Source organism: Curtobacterium sp. VKM Ac-2922, assembly GCF_022815645.1.
GTDB lineage: Bacteria > Actinomycetota > Actinomycetes > Actinomycetales > Microbacteriaceae > Curtobacterium.
This window is the reverse complement of sequence record NZ_JALGRO010000005.1, coordinates 43,129-57,980: the sequence shown is the minus strand read 5'-3', so window position 1 is coordinate 57,980 and position 14,852 is coordinate 43,129. Positions and strand designations below refer to the sequence as shown.

18 protein-coding genes are annotated in these 14,852 nt (G+C 70.2%); 4 read left to right on the top strand and 14 right to left on the bottom strand.

The genetic code is table 11. From position 1 onward, the window contains the following. Position 1: 1 nt before the first annotated feature. A complete protein-coding gene (locus MT346_RS07475) occupies positions 2-580 on the bottom strand; it encodes a TetR/AcrR family transcriptional regulator (RefSeq protein WP_243562193.1) in 579 nt (192 codons plus the stop codon). Positions 581-675: 95 nt separating this feature from the next. Here MT346_RS07475 and MT346_RS07470 point away from each other — a divergent pair, with 95 nt between their 5' ends. Together MT346_RS07470 and MT346_RS07465 are read left to right on the top strand one after the other, a co-directional pair. Further along, entirely contained in the window at positions 676-990 is a 315-nt protein-coding gene (locus tag MT346_RS07470; protein WP_243562192.1) for a multidrug efflux SMR transporter, read from the top strand. Between the two features lies 1 nt (position 991). Next, positions 992-1,330: a multidrug efflux SMR transporter gene (locus MT346_RS07465; RefSeq protein ID WP_243562191.1), complete on the top strand. Its 339-nt coding sequence runs from the start codon at positions 992-994 to the stop codon at positions 1,328-1,330. A 192-nt stretch (positions 1,331-1,522) separates the two neighbouring features. Here MT346_RS07465 and MT346_RS07460 read toward each other — a convergent pair whose 3' ends face one another. Further along, entirely contained in the window at positions 1,523-2,662 is a 1,140-nt protein-coding gene (locus tag MT346_RS07460; RefSeq protein WP_243562190.1) for a CE1758 family FMN-dependent luciferase-like monooxygenase, read from the bottom strand. 256 nt (positions 2,663-2,918) lie between these two features. Between MT346_RS07460 and MT346_RS07455 the strand changes: the two genes are divergently transcribed. Further along, positions 2,919-3,356, top strand: coding sequence for a hypothetical protein (locus MT346_RS07455; RefSeq protein WP_243562189.1), 438 nt, complete (start codon positions 2,919-2,921; stop codon positions 3,354-3,356). Positions 3,357-3,459: 103 nt separating this feature from the next. Here MT346_RS07455 and MT346_RS18375 read toward each other — a convergent pair whose 3' ends face one another. Beyond that, on the bottom strand, positions 3,460-4,374 hold the full coding sequence (locus tag MT346_RS18375) for a phosphatase PAP2 family protein (RefSeq protein WP_243562188.1): 915 nt from the start codon (positions 4,372-4,374) through the stop codon (positions 3,460-3,462). 253 nt (positions 4,375-4,627) lie between these two features. Between MT346_RS18375 and MT346_RS18370 the strand changes: the two genes are divergently transcribed. Beyond that, a complete protein-coding gene (locus tag MT346_RS18370) occupies positions 4,628-5,074 on the top strand; it encodes a DUF4383 domain-containing protein (protein WP_243562187.1) in 447 nt (148 codons plus the stop codon). A 153-nt stretch (positions 5,075-5,227) separates the two neighbouring features. Here MT346_RS18370 and MT346_RS07440 read toward each other — a convergent pair whose 3' ends face one another. The 11 genes from MT346_RS07440 to MT346_RS07390 form a co-directional block, all read right to left on the bottom strand. Then, entirely contained in the window at positions 5,228-6,529 is a 1,302-nt protein-coding gene (locus tag MT346_RS07440; RefSeq protein WP_243562186.1) for an ATP-dependent RecD-like DNA helicase, read from the bottom strand. Next, positions 6,526-8,601 carry a cytochrome c oxidase assembly protein gene (locus MT346_RS07435; RefSeq protein ID WP_243562185.1) on the bottom strand — a complete coding sequence of 692 codons (2,076 nt, stop codon included), beginning with the start codon at positions 8,599-8,601 and terminating at the stop codon, positions 6,526-6,528. The genes MT346_RS07440 and MT346_RS07435 overlap by 4 nt, the downstream gene beginning before the upstream one ends. Positions 8,602-8,719: 118 nt before the next feature. After that, entirely contained in the window at positions 8,720-9,007 is a 288-nt protein-coding gene (locus tag MT346_RS07430) for an HU family DNA-binding protein (RefSeq protein WP_111114318.1), read from the bottom strand. Positions 9,008-9,285: 278 nt separating this feature from the next. Beyond that, complete coding sequence (gene rpsN / locus MT346_RS07425; RefSeq protein WP_243562184.1) at positions 9,286-9,591, bottom strand: 30S ribosomal protein S14; 306 nt, start codon at positions 9,589-9,591, stop codon at positions 9,286-9,288. Positions 9,592-9,593: 2 nt separating this feature from the next. Beyond that, a complete protein-coding gene (rpmG, locus tag MT346_RS07420) occupies positions 9,594-9,764 on the bottom strand; it encodes a 50S ribosomal protein L33 (protein WP_056123557.1) in 171 nt (56 codons plus the stop codon). Beyond that, the gene (gene rpmB / locus MT346_RS07415; RefSeq protein ID WP_056123559.1) at positions 9,764-10,000 is read right to left on the bottom strand and encodes a 50S ribosomal protein L28; all 237 of its coding nucleotides are present in this window, start codon (positions 9,998-10,000) and stop codon (positions 9,764-9,766) included. Before rpmB ends, rpmG begins: the two co-directional genes overlap by 1 nt. 322 nt (positions 10,001-10,322) lie before the next feature. Next, a complete protein-coding gene (locus tag MT346_RS07410; protein ID WP_243562183.1) occupies positions 10,323-10,769 on the bottom strand; it encodes a Fur family transcriptional regulator in 447 nt (148 codons plus the stop codon). Next, a complete protein-coding gene (locus tag MT346_RS07405) occupies positions 10,766-11,662 on the bottom strand; it encodes a metal ABC transporter permease (protein ID WP_243562182.1) in 897 nt (298 codons plus the stop codon). Before MT346_RS07405 ends, MT346_RS07410 begins: the two co-directional genes overlap by 4 nt. Continuing rightward, a complete protein-coding gene (locus tag MT346_RS07400) occupies positions 11,662-12,543 on the bottom strand; it encodes a metal ABC transporter ATP-binding protein (RefSeq protein WP_243562181.1) in 882 nt (293 codons plus the stop codon). Before MT346_RS07400 ends, MT346_RS07405 begins: the two co-directional genes overlap by 1 nt. Next, the gene (locus MT346_RS07395; protein ID WP_243562180.1) at positions 12,540-13,454 is read right to left on the bottom strand and encodes a metal ABC transporter solute-binding protein, Zn/Mn family; all 915 of its coding nucleotides are present in this window, start codon (positions 13,452-13,454) and stop codon (positions 12,540-12,542) included. The genes MT346_RS07400 and MT346_RS07395 overlap by 4 nt, the downstream gene beginning before the upstream one ends. Positions 13,455-13,566: 112 nt before the next feature. Further along, positions 13,567-14,832 (bottom strand): PTS transporter subunit EIIC, encoded by a 1,266-nt coding sequence (locus tag MT346_RS07390; RefSeq protein WP_243562179.1) that lies wholly within the window; start codon positions 14,830-14,832, stop codon positions 13,567-13,569. Between the last annotated feature and the right edge of the window lie 20 nt (positions 14,833-14,852).

The window sequence follows — 14,852 nt, the reverse complement described above, 5'->3', positions numbered from 1 at the left end:
GTCAGTGTCCGACCAGTGCGGCGACGTGCCGGTCGAGCAGGTCGATCGCCCAGCTGGTGTCGGCGTCGGGCGGCAACCGCACGACCTGCATCGCGAGCCCGTCGATCAGCGCGTGCAGCCGGCAGGCCTCGTACGCCATGTCGTCCGGTGACACCCCGACGGCACCGAGGACCTGCCCGCACCAGTCCTGCATCTCGGCGACCACCCGGTCGTGGAACGGCCGGAGCTCGGGATCGGTCAGTGCCGCGGTGCCCAACGCCAGGTAGACGTCGAGCTCGATGCGGCGTTCGTCGTCCAGGGGCAGCAGCTCGACGAGCACCGCGTGTGCCAGTGCGCGCCCGGTCAGGTGGTCGGGGAGCGCGTCGATGCGGGCCGCCGTGCCGTCGAAGACCAGGTTCAGCGCATGCTCGCGCACGCTGGCCTGGGTCGGGAAGGTGTAGCGGACGGTGCTCGGCGCCAGACCGGCCTCGGCGGCGACGTTCCGCACACTGAGCGCCCCGAGACCGTCGCGCGCCAGCACCCGGCAGGCCGCTTCGGAGACGGTCCTGCGGCGTTCGTCGACGTCCATGCTGCGAGCCACCCGATCATTCTGGCACGACTGTGCGACTTCGTGCTAGAACTGGTCTGGTCGTTGTCGCACAGTCGTGCGGGAATGTTGATCGAAGGAGGAACGTCATGGTCTGGATCGTCCTGGTCCTGTCCGGCGTGCTCGAAGCCGTGTGGGCCACGGCGCTCGGCGCGTCGAACGGGTTCAAGAAGGTGGTGCCGTCGATCGTCTTCGTCGCCGGCATGGCCCTGAGCATGATCGGCCTGGCGTTCGCGATGACCGCGATCCCGGTGGGCACGGCCTATGCGGTGTGGGTCGGCATCGGCGCGTCCCTGACGGTGCTGGTCGCCGTCGCCCGCCGGCAGGAAGCAGCGTCCTTCGCCCGGATCGGCCTGGTGCTCGGACTCGTCGCCTGCGTCGTCGGGCTCAAGGTGGTGAGCTGAGATGCCGTGGATCGTGTTGTTCGTCAGCGCCACCCTCGAGACCGTGTGGGCGACCGCCCTCGGTGCGAGCAACGGGTTCACCGAGCTCGGCCCGACACTGCTGTTCGCCGTGACGATCGCGATCAGCCTGGTCGCGTTCGCGTACGTGCTCAAGCACATCCCGATCAGCACCGCCTACGCCGTGTGGACGGGGACCGGGGCAGCGCTGACCGTGCTGTGGGGCATGGCGACCGGCGCCGAGCCCGTCACCGTGCTGCGCCTGGTCTTCATCGCCGGGATCGTCGGGTGCGTGGTCGGCCTGAAGCTGCTGCCGGCACGCCCGCCGGCACCGCGCGCCTGACCCCCCGTTCCCCTCCGAAAGCGACAGTTCACCGCCAACGGTCGGCGGGGTTCTGTCGCTTTCGCGAAAGCGACAGATCGAGCTGGATGGTCGGGGCGGATCTGTCGCGTTCGCAGGGTGGACCGGACCGCAGACGGACGGGAGGCCCGGTGCCAGCTGGCACCGGGCCTCCCGTCCGTCATGGTCGTCGGATCAGACCGACGCTCCGGTGAACTCGTCGACGGCGGCGACGTGGTCGCTGCCGACCGCACCCGCTGCGCGGGCGGCGGCGACGCGCTCGGCGTGGCTCGGCGGGTTGCTCGGAACGTGGGCCGGGCGGTCACCGTCGTTGATCGCACGCAGGGCGGGGACGATGTCCTCGGCCAGGATGTCGATCTGCTCGAGCACCGTCTTGAGCGGCAGGCCCGCGTGGTCGATGAGGAACAGCTGGCGCTGGTAGTGGCCGACGTGGTCCTTCATCGCGGCGTACCGGTCGATGACCTGCTGCGGGGAACCGACCGTCAGCGGGGTCTGCTCGGTGAAGTCCTCCATGGTCGGGCCGTGGCCGTAGACCGGGGCGTTGTCGAAGTACGGGCGGAACTCGGCCTGGGCGTCCTGCGAGTTCTTCCGGGCGAAGAACTGCCCACCCAGGCCCACGATCGCCTGGTCGGCACGGCCGTGTCCGTAGTGCTCGAAGCGCTGACGGTAGAGCCCGACCATCTGCTCGGTGTGCTGGATCGGCCAGAAGATGTTGTTGTGGAAGAACCCGTCGCCGTAGTAGGCGGCCTGCTCGGCGATCTCCGGCGTGCGGATCGAGCCGTGCCAGACGAAGGGCGCGACGCCGTCGAGCGGGCGCGGGGTCGACGTGAAGCCCTGCAGCGGCGTGCGGAACTTCCCCTGCCAGTTCACGACGTCGTTCTCCCAGAGCTGGCGGACGAGCGCGTAGTTCTCGATCGCCAGGTTGACGCCCTGCCGGATGTCCTGCCCGAACCACGGGTAGACCGGGCCGGTGTTGCCGCGGCCCATCATCAGGTCCATGCGGCCGTCGGAGATGACCTGCAGCATCGCGTACTCCTCGGCGATGCGCACGGGGTCGTTCGTGGTGATGAGCGTGGTGCTCGTCGAGAGCGTGATGTTCTTCGTCCGACCGGCCAGGTAGCCGAGCATCGTCGTCGGGCTCGAGGCCACGAACGGCGGGTTGTGGTGCTCGCCGGTCGCGAACACGTCGAGGCCGGCCTGGTCCGCGTGCTCGGCGATCGTCAGGATGTCGCGCACGCGCTGGGTGTCGTCCGGCGTGGTGCCCGTCGTGGGGTCGGTCGTGACGTCGCTGACCGTGAAGATCCCGAACTGCATGGTGGTCGCCTCCTGCGTCCTCGTTCTATGCGTTTGCATCGAACTGACGAGTACAACGTAGCGGAGGCCGGGGCATTCCGCCACCGTCCCCGACTCCCTCGTGGGCGCGTGGTGGGTCACCGGGCCCGCTGCCTGCCCCCCGAGATCACCCCTGGTTGGGTGCCATCCGCGGGCAGCGCGACGGTGCCGATCACCGGTAGCGTCGATGCAACGCCCTCACCAGGCACGATGATCAGGACTCCACGGAGGTGTCAGCGTGACCACCATCACCTCGACCGCGCGTCTCGTCCGCGACGAGTGGGTCCTGACCTGCATGGACTACCCCGCGATCGAGCACCACGGGTCGTGGCTCGACGAGGTCGTCGTGCAGCACCGCTCGATGGTCCGCGAGTTCTCGGGCGTCGACCCGGACATCGAGTACCTGCTCGGGGACGCGGACACGATGGCCCGCATGGCGACCGTTCGCCAGGCCGCAGCACGGGCGCGGGAGCTCCGCGACGAGGCCAGGGCCGTCGAGGACTCGGTCGCCCTCGAGCGCGACCGTCTGGTGCAGGAGCTGTCGGACCTGCGCGTCGCGCCGTCCGAGATCGCCGTCGTGCTCGGCGTGCCGGTCCGGTCCGTGCGGCACGATGCCGGCGCCGACGAAGAGGCGCGCATCGCACGTCGGATCCTGCGGTCCATGCACGCGGTGTGACCGACCGGGCGGCGCTCTGGAGGCCCGGGGCCGGGTCCAGACACGGGTCCGGCCCGGTTCGTGGCCGCTTCCGTGCGCGGTTCCGGCCCGGTTCCGAGTCCGGTCAGACAGGCGTCGGCGTGCCGCTGGTGTCGGTCGTCGGCGCCGCGTGGTGCATCCCGTCCGCCAACCACACGACGGTGACCACCACCAGCACGCTCGCCGACGACGCCATACGGCCCGCGACGAGCAGCGCGTCGTGGTCGTGGCCCGAGCCGGTCGCGAGCGCCACGACAGCCGCGGCCGCACCCACGGCGAACGTCACACCGGTCGAGACGACGAGGATCGCGGTCACCAGACGGCGCGGTCCACGTCGGCCGTCGCGGTCACCGCGCGCACCCTGGTCGACCCGCGGACCGACCGCACGGACGATGCCGACCCAGAACAGGGCGACGGCGCAGGCCCCCACGATGTCACTGACGCGGTGCCAGCCGTACACGACGGTCTGGTTCGCGACGAAGACGGCGTAGGCGGCCCCGACCAGCAGCACCACCGGCCGGAAGCGCCTGGGCGTGACCATCAGCACGGCGAACAGCGCGGCGAGGGCGATCGTCGCGTGGCCCGAGGGGAACGAGTTCGGCGTCGTCGACTGGGCGATCTCCGGGCGGACGGCGATACGCTTCACCAGGGTCGAGGTGCCCGCCGACGCGAGCACCACCAGACCCGCCGCCAGTCCCACGGCGAGCCGCCTCCGGGCGAACGCCACGGCGGCGATCACGACGATGAGCAGCAGCACGACCGGGACCGAGATGACGTTCAGGGCGGTGTCCGACCCGAACAGGTCGGTCTCGCGGACGCCGCCGAGCGCGGAGTCCTCGACTCGCTGCCCGACGGGCGTCAGCACGGCGACCGCGTACACGAGAGGCACGATCACGAACCCCACACCGGCCAGCACCCCCCACCGCAGCCGCCGAGACACGCTCGGCCCGCGGGGGTCCTCACGCGAGAACGGCGCACGGCGGTCGGGCGTGCGGGTCACGGGGATCGTCCTCCTCGGCGTGGTCGTCGCGGGACTGCTCGTGCGCCTGGTGACGGCGCTTCGATTGGGTCGGTCGGGGCGGGACACGATACCGTTGACCGGCCGGTCGGACGCTGGGAACCAGGGCGCCGTCGCGCCGGGTGCGGGTCCGGTCGCAGCCCGCTCGCCGGGGACGTCCGCCCGGACGGCACCGGCAACAGCGTCCCGCACGACATCACCGTCGGCCCTGGTGGCACGAGAAGAGGAGACCGAAGTGGCAGTCAAGGAACCGAGCATCATCGCCTCGCCGAACCGAGGGCTCGCGCTGACCGTCGGCATGCTGCTCGCCGTCTGGGGCGTCCTGGGCTTCTTCTTCGCCGGTGACAACGGCGCCCGCTTCTTCGGCGACAGCGGCGGCCTGCTGTGGAACGCCTTCCTGGTGAACGCCGCCCTCGTCCTGATCTGGACGGTGCTCGCCGCTGCGCTGTTCATCGTCGGCCTCGGCAACACCATCGGCTCGCGCAACGTGAACCTGGTCGTGGGCGTCGTGCTGATCGTCATGGCCGTGTACGGCTTCGTGTTCATGAACACCTCGGCCAACGTGTTCGCGATGAACCTGGCGGACAACATCTTCAACGCGATCGTGGGCGTCGTGCTGGTGCTCACCGCGCTGGGTGCGGACAAGCAGAACATCGCCGCGCTGCGGGCCGCCCGCGCCTGACACCTGCTCCCTCGACGCCCGTCTGCCGCACCGGCAGGCGGGCGTCGTCGTCGGGCGGGCGGGCGTCGTCGTCGGGCGGGCGTCGTCGTCGGGCGGGCGTCGTCGTCGGGCGGGCGTCGTCGTCGGGCGGGCGTCGTCGTCGGGTTCGCCGCGTCAGGCGTCGGGCTTCGGCGCTTCGAGCTGCGTCGCGACGACGCGGGGCGCCTCGGACATGAAGCGCCGGACGTCCAGGTCCACGATGATGTCCGACGGGCGCAACGGCCGCGTCAGGTAGAGCCCGTCCAGCGAGGTCAGTCGGGAGAGCGCGACGTAGGTCTGCCCCGCGCTGAACACCCGGTTGCCCAGGTCGATCACGGCCCGGTCGTAGGTGCTGCCCTGGGACTTGTGGATCGTCACGGCCCAGGCGAGCCGCAGCGGGAACTGCTGGAACTCCCCCACGGTGTCCTTCTTGAGTTCCTTCTTGTCGGCGTCGTAGGAGTACTTGAACTTCTCCCACACCGATGGCTGGACCTCGAAGGACTCACCGTCGATGTCGACCCAGACCGTGTCGCGGATGGTCTGCACGACGCCGAGCGTGCCGTTCACCCAGCGTTGATCGGGGTCGTTGCGCAGGAACATCACGTGGGCGCCGGGCTTGAGCTCGAGGGCTTCGTCCGCCGGGAAGTTCCGACCGCCGAAGTCGCCGTTGACGTCGGCCCGGGCGGTCTTCACGGTGCCGGGCAGCCGTTCGAGCGCCGCCTTGTTGATCCGCGCCACGGTGTCGTTGCGGGTCGCGAGGGTGATCGCGTCGTCCGGAGCCGGACGCGCACCGGCCTCGTTCAGGCGGTTCGCCACGTCCGCGGTGACCCGACCGTGCCGCACGGCCGTCAGCATCGCCGCGAAGGCGTCGTCCCGCTGCCGGTGGACGGTGGCGAGCTCGATGATGTTGAGCTCGGCCTCGAGCCACACCTTGGCGTCGAAGAACCAGAGCGATCGGTAGTGGTCGGTGAAGTACGCGCGCTCGTCCCCGTCGCCCGGCACCGGCGGCAGCTGGTACGGGTCACCGAACATGACGACCTGCACGCCACCGAACGCCTCGAACTGGCGGCCGCGGGCCTTGCGGAGTGAGCGGTCCATGGCGTCGAGCAGGTCAGCGTTGACCATCGAGACCTCGTCGATGACCAGGGTGTCGATCGTGTTGAGGAGTTTGCGGGTGTCTGGGCCCTGTCGCAGCTCGGCGTCCGCGATGAGCCCGATCGGCAGCCGGAACAGCGAGTGGATGGTCTGGCCGCCGACGTTGAGGGCTGCGACGCCCGTGGGGGCGCAGATGACGACCTGCTTCTCGGTGTTCCACGACAGGTGGTTGAGCAGCGTGGACTTGCCCGTCCCCGCGCGCCCGGTGATGAAGACGTGGTCGCGGGTGGACTCGATGTGGTCGAAGACAGCGCGCTGCTCAGCGCTCAGCTCGATGCTCACGAGACGCTCGTCTCGGTGCCGGGGGCCGCGGCGCCGGGCGTCGCACCCCCGTGCGGACGGCGCGCCCCGTCCACCGCGGGCGCGACGCCCGCAGAGGGGCGCGATCCGGGGCCGTGCGATCCGGACGCACCCGCACCGGCCGCACCCGCACCCGCCGCAGCCGCACCCGCACCCGCACCCGGCGCACGCCCACGGTCGTGCCGCACCCGCACGACACCGACGACCACCACGGCGACGACCAGCAGCACGCCGGCCACGACCAGGACGACGCCGGCGCGGGCCTGGTCGACCAGCGGGTCCGGCCCCCACGTCCGCCCCATCGCGCCGAACCACGACGCCTGCAGCAGTCCGAGGGCGCCCTGCATCGCGATGCCGAGCGACACCATGCCCGCGGCGACGACCACGGCACCGGCAGCCCGCACCGCGAACGCCGCCCGCGATGCCGACCGGGCACCGGCGGCGACGGGCGTCAGGAGCGTCGGCAGCGCGAGGAGCCCGACCAGCAGGAACACCACGTCGATCACGGTGCGACCGATCGAGTCACTGGCCGACCACCGGACCGCCTGGGTGCCGAAGAACGCCCACCAGAGCGCCGCCAGCAGAACGAACGCCGGGAAGGGCTGCACCAGGTAGCGCACGGCGGCGTTGTCGACGAGGACACCGGTCCACTCGCGGACGCCCGTGCTGCCGTCGTCCCGCGGGTGCGCTGCCGCACGGATGAGCTGCACCGGTGCCGCGGCCCACACCAGCGCGGGGACGACCACTCCGAGCAGCACGTGCGCACCGACGTCGGCAGACAGCAGGAACCGGTCGTACTGGTGCAGCGAGCCCGAGGTCGCGACGACCAGGCTGACGACGGCGATCGCAGCCGCGACACTGCGACGGACCGGCCAGGACACTCCGCGACGACGGAGCCGGACCACGCCGGCGATGTAGGTGGCCACGAGGAGCACGGCGACCATGAGCCAGAACAGGTCGATGTTCCACTGCGTCAGCCACCCCCACGTGCCGGGCGCCCGGGGCAACGGGTCGTCGGTCAGGATCTCGGCCGGAGAGGGATCACTCGTCTTGCTCAGGGCGATCTGGTCGACCGGCGTCGCCGTGCGGCCGAGCGCCGCCGCGAAGCCCGAGGCGACGCCCATGACGGCGAGCTCGAGCACCACCAGGGTCCAGAACGGCCGCGCACGCCCAGGCGTGGCCGTCAGGGCGACGACGGCGCGACGACGCTGCACCGCCCCGAGGACGCCGAGCGCGATGATCGCCGCGGTCTTCACCAGGACCAGCGCGCCGTACGGGGTGAACAGGTTCGAGAACGCGCCGACCCGGATCTGCGCGGACGCGACACCGGAGACCGCGACCAGGACGAAGCACCCGAGCGCGATGCTGGAGTACCGACCGACCACGAGTGCCAGGCGGTCCCCCGGCACCACCGCACGGACGAGCGTCAGCATCACGAGCCCGCCGATCCACAGAGCGGCGCCGACCAGGTGCAGCCCGAGCGCGGTGACCGCGGCGTCGTGGCTGGCCGTGCCGGCGGCGTGCCCCTGCTGCGCGAGGGGGACGAGGCCGATCATCGCGACGCCGGCGGTCAGGGCGACCATGCCCCGCGACCGGACGGCGAAGCAGAGCACCGTGACGGCGGCCGCGACCAGCACGGTGACCAGCCACGCCAAGCCCAGGTCGGTCCCGGTCAGGAACACGCCCATCGACTGGCCGAACTGGTCGTCGAGCGAGATCCGCGATCCGGCGACGCTGAGGAACGTGAAGAAGGTCGTGACGGCCGACGCGACGGTCCAGACGCCGGCCGACGCGGCCGCGACGTCGATCGCACGGTTCCACTCGGGGGCCGTCCGTGACAGCCCGATGGTCACGAGCGCGAGACCGCCGATGGTGGCCGCAGCGGACAGGTCGACGACGACCCGGGCGATCGGCAGCCCGAAGCGCACCGCGGAACCGGGGTCGGCGATCAGCGCGGCGTCGGCCCCGCCGCCGATCACCAGGGCGACCAGCAGCGACACGAACGCGACGAGGACCAGCACGGCTGGCCCGGCGATGCGCGCGATCCGGTTCACCCGACAAGCCTAGGCGCTGCCCACCGCGGCACCGAACGCCGGACCCGGACCTGTGGAGGACCGGCAGGAACGACGAAGGGGACGGCCGGAGCCGTCCCCTGCGTGCCGTACGACAGTCTTACTTGACCGAGGCCTTGAGCTTCGAGCCGGCGCTGACCTTGACCGAGTCGCTCGCGGCGATCTCGATGGCTTCACCCGTCTGCGGGTTGCGGCCGGTGCGGGCGGCGCGGTGCGTCTTCTCGAAGGCGATCCACCCGGGGATCGTGACCTTCGTGCCGTCGGCGACGGAGCCCGAGACGACGCTGAAGAGCGCGTCGACGACGCCGTTGACGGTGGCCTGGCTCTGGCCGGACTCGGCGGCGACGGCAGCGACGAGCTCGGTGCGGTTCAGTGACTTGTCAGCCATTGGATGTCCTCCTCGGACTTCTTGCGTATCGGTCGGACGCACGTGGCGCCCGGTGCCCTGAGCGGTTGCCCCGGGGCTTCGGACCAGCGGGCCGAGGGCCCGGCGGAACCAGAGGTGAACCTACCAGCCGGTCGCGATGATGACCGCCGACTCGCCCGGATTTCCGGGGGTGTCGCGGGATGCGAGGGACGGATGGGGCCAATGTGACGAACCTGTCCCCCGAAACGACGAACACCCCGTCACCGGTGTGGGTGACGGGGTGTTCGTGGAGTGGGTGCTTACCAGGAGCTCTTGGTGATGCCCGGCAGTTCGCCACGGTGCGCCATGTCGCGGAAGCGGACACGGCTGATGCCGAACTCACCGAGGTGGCCACGGGGGCGGCCGTCGATGGCGTCACGGTTGCGGTAGCGCACCGGCGAGGCGTCGCGGGGGAGCTTCTGCAGCCCCACGCGAGCGGCCTCACGCGACTCGTCCGTGCCGTTCGGGTCCACGAGGGCCTTCTTCAGCTCGAGACGACGCTCGGCGTAGCGCGCGATGACGACGGCACGCTGGTTGTTCTTCGCGATCATGCTCTTCTTGGCCATGCTTAGCGCTCCTCACGGAAGTCGACGTGCTTGCGGACGACCGGGTCGTACTTCTTCAGCACGAGACGGTCCGGGTTGTTGCGACGGTTCTTCTTGGTCACGTACGTGAACCCGGTGCCCGCCGTCGAGCGGAGCTTGATGATCGGACGGACGTCCTGACCCTTCTTCGCCATCAGATCTTCTCCCCACGGGCGAGGACGTCCTTGACGACGGACTCGATCCCACGTGCGTCGATGACCTTGATGCCCTTCGCGCTCAGGGTGAGCGTGACGTTACGACGAAGCGAGGGCACGTAGTACGTCTTCTTCTGCACGTTCGGGTCGAAGCGACGCTTCGTCCGGCGGTGCGAGTGCGAGATGTTGTGTCCGAAGCCGGGGGTGGCTCCGGTCACCTGGCACACTGCTGCCATGGTTTCCTCCTGATGATTACCGTGCGGCCGATCGGTCGCACCCAAGGTCACTTGCCTGGCGCACACGCGCGTGGTCACCGTGGGTGACGTTGCGAGGGGGTTGTGTGCACCGCCCAGTTCGACTGCGAGAGACGAACACGTCCGTCTTCGAGAGACGGATCCGCGCAACCGCGGCGTTCGCGACGGTCGGAGGGCTGAACAACGGGCCCGTGCAAGCACGGACCAGCAGCCAACGATACGCGAAGGTCGGGCGTGTCGCAAACCCGGTCTGGAGGCCCGGCCCGCCTCGGTCCCGCCGGCGCGGTCCCCGGGGTGGGCGGTCTCAGGCCCCGGTGCGCGCCGCCGTGCAGGCAGCACACTCGCCGAAGATGTCCACGACGTGGCTGGCGTTCGTGAACCCGTGCTCGGCGGCGACCTGCTGGGCCCACCGCTCGACCGGGTCCGCCTGGATCTCGACCGTCCGTCCGCAGTTCCGGCAGATCAGGTGGTGGTGGTGCTTGTCGGTCGTGCAGGCCCGGTAGAGCGACTCGCCGTCCTGCTGCAGGGAGTCGGCGTCACCCTCGGTCGCCAGGTCGGCGAGCGCGCGGTACACCGTGGCAAGACCGATCGTCGAGCCGCCGTCACGCAGGTGTGCGTGCAGCGCCTGGGCACTGACGAACCCCTCGGTGGAGTCGAGCGCGCCGCGGACGGCCTCGCGCTGCCAGGTGTTGCGCTTGGCCTTGGGCGCTGCGGACTGCGGTGCGGCGGCGGGCTTCTGGACGGCGTTCATGCGGCGACCTCCTGCTGGGGTGCTGACTGCTGTTCGCGGACGGTGACGCGGCCCCGGCCCCGTCGTTCGCGGCGCGCTCCGACGATCCGGCACACCACCCAGATGGCGAACGAGATGGTGGTGACGTACGGGCTGATCGGCAGTCCACCACCGAGCGCCAGCAGGATCCCGCCGACGACCGACACGACGGCGAACAGCATCGACAGCAGCGGAACCAGCACCGGGTGCACGGTCAGGCGGAGCGCCGCGGCCGCTGGCGTCACCAGCAGCGAGAGCACGAGCAGGGCGCCGACGATCTGCACCGAGACCGCCGTCGCGAGCCCGAGCGCGAGCATGAAGACGAGCGCGAGCGTCCGGACGGGGACGCCCGCTGCCGCCGCGACATCGGGGTCGACGGACGCGAACATCAGCGGACGCCAGATGACGACCAGGATCGCCACGACGACGGCGCTGATCACGATGAGCGAGGTGAGCTGCGGGTTGTCGACCGAGACGATCTGCCCGGTCAGCAGCCCGAACTTGTTCGCCGCACGCCCCTTGTAGAGCGCCAGGCACAGGATCCCGAGGCCGAGCCCGAACGGCATCAGCACGGCGATGATCGAGTTGCGGTCGCGGGCCCGTGAACCGAGCAGCCCGATCAGCAGCGCGGCGATCACCGAGCCCACCAGGGACCCGGTGACGACGTTGACGCCGAGCAGCAGCGACGCGCTGGCACCCGCGAACGACAGCTCACTGATGCCGTGCACCGCGAACGGCATGTTGCGCGCGACGACGAACGGCCCGATGAGCCCGCCGACGATGCCCAGCACCGCGCCGGCCCAGATCGAGTTCTGCACGAGAGCGACGAGCTCGGGCCAGTCCTGGAACGAGAAGACCGTCGACCAGACGTCCATCACAGCCGCCCTTCGTCCGGACCCGGCGTGTGCGGGTCCGCTTCGCAGTGGTGGTGTTCGCCGGGGGCCTCGGCACCGCCGACGATGACGATCCGCCCCATCGTGCGCACGACGTCGACGGGCGTGCCGTACAGGTCGGACAACACGTCGGCGCGCAGGACCTCGTCCGGGGACCCGATCCGGAAGCGGCCGCCCGCGATGTACAGGACCCGGTCGACGACGTCGAGGATCGGGTTCACGTCGTGCGTGACGAACAGCACTGCCGCGCCCTGCTGTCGGCGCTGGCGGTCGATGAGCTCGGTGACCCCGCGCTGATGGCGCAGGTCGAGCGAGATGAGGGGTTCGTCGCAGAGCAGCAGGGCCGGGTCGGCCGCGATGGCCTGTCCGACGCGGGTGCGCTGCTGTTCGCCGCCGGAGAGCTCGGCCACGGGGGCGTCGGCGAACGCGGTGGCCCCGACCTCGTCGATGATGCGGTCGATGCGCTCGCGCTCGGCCCCGCGCTCGGGTCGGATGCCCCAACGGTGCCCGGTCACGCCCTGGGCGATCATGTCCCGGGCACGCAACGGGGTACCGGACTCCATCAGGCGCTGCTGCGGGATGTACCCGATGCGGCGGTGCCCACGGCGGATCGGCTGGCCGAGGAACGTCATCGACCCGCTGGTCAGGCGCTGCTGCCCGAGCACGGTCCGCAGCAACGAGGTCTTGCCGGCGCCGTTCGGCCCGAGCACCGCCAGGAACTCCCCCGGTGCCACGTCGAGGTCGAGGCCGTCCCAGAGCTTGCGCGCCCCGTAGGACAGCCCCGCGTCGTGCAGCGCGAGCACGGCGGGACCGCCGCTGCGCTGGGCAGCGGCGGTCCGCGTCTGGTCCTGGATCGTCGTCACTTCGTCAGCGCCGCCTTGACCGCGTCGATGTTCGCCTGCTGCCACGAGACGTAATCCTCCCCCTTCGGGAGCGTCTCCGTGACACCGACCACCGGGATGCCTGCCGTGTCGGCGGCCTTCTTGACCTGTTCGGTCTCGGGGCTGGAGGTCTGCTCGTTGTAGGCCAGCAGCTTGACGGTGCGGTCGCTGAACAGCTTCAGGGTGTCGTTGAGCGACGCGGGCGGGACGTCGTTGCCCTCTTCGATCGCCTCGGAGAAGGCCTGGGGCGTGACGTTGTCGAGTCCCATCGCCTGGAAGAGGTAGCCCGGCACGGGCTCGGTGTAGGCCACCTTGTCGCCCTGGTCGGACTGCTTGGCGGCGGCGGTCTGCGACTCGAGGTCCTGCAGCTTGGCCGTCAGGGCCTTGGCGTTGGACTCGAACGTCGCCTTGTCCGCGTTGTCGAGGGTGCCGAGGCGGTGGGCGATGTCCGCGACGAGCGTGACCATCGTCGGGTAGCTGTAGAACACGTGCTCGTTGAACTCGGTGTCGCCGGCCTTGTCGAGCCCGGACAGCTTCACGACGTTGATCGTGTCGGCCGTGGTGTTCGACGACTTCGCCAGCGTGGTCATGAAGTCGTCGTACCCGCCACCGTTCTCGATGAGCAGGTCGGCCTTGGACACGGCGAGCTGGGTCTGCGCGCTGGACTCGAACGAGTGCGGGTCCTGCGAGGGGTCCTCGAGGATGCTCGTCACGCTGACGTGCCCGCCGCCGATCGTCTCGACGAGCGAGCCGTACACGTTGGTCGAGGCGACGACGCGGACGGTGCCGTCACTGCTGGCACCGGAGGGCCCGGACGAGGTCGCGCAGCCCGTCAGGGCGAGCGCGGCGGCGCCGACGACGAGCGGCAGGGCGAGGAGGCGACGGTTCTGCATGTCGACGACGCTAGTGCTAGTTGATAACGATTGTCAAAACCACCGCAACCCCGGACAGACGGGAGGCCCGGTGCCAGCTGGCACCGAGCCTCCCGTCTGGTGGTGGTCGCGACTACGCCTTGGTGGCCGCGTCGATCGTGTTCTCGGCGATCGTGTCCTCTTCGCGGCCGGGGGTCCGCAGGTTCCACTTCTTGATCACGAAGCTGAACAGGAAGTAGTAGACGACCGCGTAGCCCAGGCCGATCGGGATGAGCCAGATCGCCCCGTCCGCCTTGCCGAAGTTGAGCACGTAGTCGATCGCGCCGGCCGAGAACGAGAACCCGTCCCGGATGCCGAGCGCGTTGACCAGCGCGAGCGAGGTCCCCGTCAGCACTGCGTGGATGACGTAGAGCGGGAACGCCACGAACATGAACGAGTACTCGAGCGGCTCGGTGATGCCCGTCACGAACGAGGTGAGTGCCGCGGAGAGCATGATGCCGCCGACGAGCTTGCGGTTCTGCGGCTTGGCGTTGCGCCAGATCGCCAGGGCACCGGCGGGGAGCGCGAACATCATGATCGGGAAGAAGCCGGTCTGGAAGATGCCCGCGGTCGGGTCGCCGTTCAGGAAGCGGGCGATGTCGCCGTGCCACACCGTGCCGCCGGCGTTGAAGCTGCCGAGCTGGAACCACGGGAAGAAGTTCAGCAGCTGGTGCAGGCCGATCGGGATGAGCATGCGGTTCGCGAAGCCGAAGATGCCGCCACCGATCACCGCGTTGTCGGAGACGGCCTGGCCGGCCGCGGTGAGCGCGATGTCGAAGTAGCGGTACACGAACGACATGAGCACGGCGATGACGAGCCCGGCCGCAGCCGTGAGGATCGGGACCAGCCGTCGGCCCGAGAAGAACCCGAGGAAGTCCGGCATCTTCGTGCGGTGGAACCGCGTCCACAGGCCGGCCGCGACCAGACCCATGACGATGCCGCCGAGGACACCGAAGTTGATCGTCGCCTGCTCGCCGTTGGCGTCCTTGACCCCCGCCAGCACGATCGGCGACATGACCGCGAACACCTGGTACATGACCATGTAGCCGACGACCGCGGCGAGCGCCGTGGTGCCGTCGGACTTCTTGGCCCAGCCGATCGCGATGCCGACCGCGAACAGCAGCGGCAGCCACGTGAAGATCGCCTGACCGGCGGCGGAGATGACCCCGGCCCCGGTCTCGAACCCGGGGATCGCGCCGAGCAGGTCCGGCTGGCCGATGCGGTTCAGGATGCCGGCGGCGGGCATGACCGCGATCGGCAGCAGCAGGCTCCGCCCGAGGCGTTGCGCGTTGGCGAAGAGCTTGCTCTGCTTCTTCGGCGTCTTCTTCTCCGGCACATCCGTGGTGGCAGCAGTGCTCATCGGAGGTCCTCTCGTCATCG

Coding starts and splice junctions, on each gene's coding strand:
- MT346_RS07470 (WP_243562192.1), top strand. CDS start 676: ATGGTCTGGATCGTCCTGGTCCTGTCCGGCGTGCTCGAAGCCGTGTGG.
- MT346_RS07465 (WP_243562191.1), top strand. CDS start 992: ATGCCGTGGATCGTGTTGTTCGTCAGCGCCACCCTCGAGACCGTGTGG.
- MT346_RS07460 (WP_243562190.1), bottom strand. CDS start 2,662: ATGCAGTTCGGGATCTTCACGGTCAGCGACGTCACGACCGACCCCACG.
- MT346_RS07430 (WP_111114318.1), bottom strand. CDS start 9,007: ATGGCTGACAAGTCACTGAACCGCACCGAGCTCGTCGCTGCCGTCGCC.
- rpsN (WP_243562184.1), bottom strand. CDS start 9,591: ATGGCCAAGAAGAGCATGATCGCGAAGAACAACCAGCGTGCCGTCGTC.
- rpmG (WP_056123557.1), bottom strand. CDS start 9,764: ATGGCGAAGAAGGGTCAGGACGTCCGTCCGATCATCAAGCTCCGCTCG.
- rpmB (WP_056123559.1), bottom strand. CDS start 10,000: ATGGCAGCAGTGTGCCAGGTGACCGGAGCCACCCCCGGCTTCGGACAC.
- MT346_RS07410 (WP_243562183.1), bottom strand. CDS start 10,769: ATGAACGCCGTCCAGAAGCCCGCCGCCGCACCGCAGTCCGCAGCGCCC.
- MT346_RS07405 (WP_243562182.1), bottom strand. CDS start 11,662: ATGGACGTCTGGTCGACGGTCTTCTCGTTCCAGGACTGGCCCGAGCTC.
- MT346_RS07395 (WP_243562180.1), bottom strand. CDS start 13,454: ATGCAGAACCGTCGCCTCCTCGCCCTGCCGCTCGTCGTCGGCGCCGCC.
- MT346_RS07390 (WP_243562179.1), bottom strand. CDS start 14,832: ATGAGCACTGCTGCCACCACGGATGTGCCGGAGAAGAAGACGCCGAAG.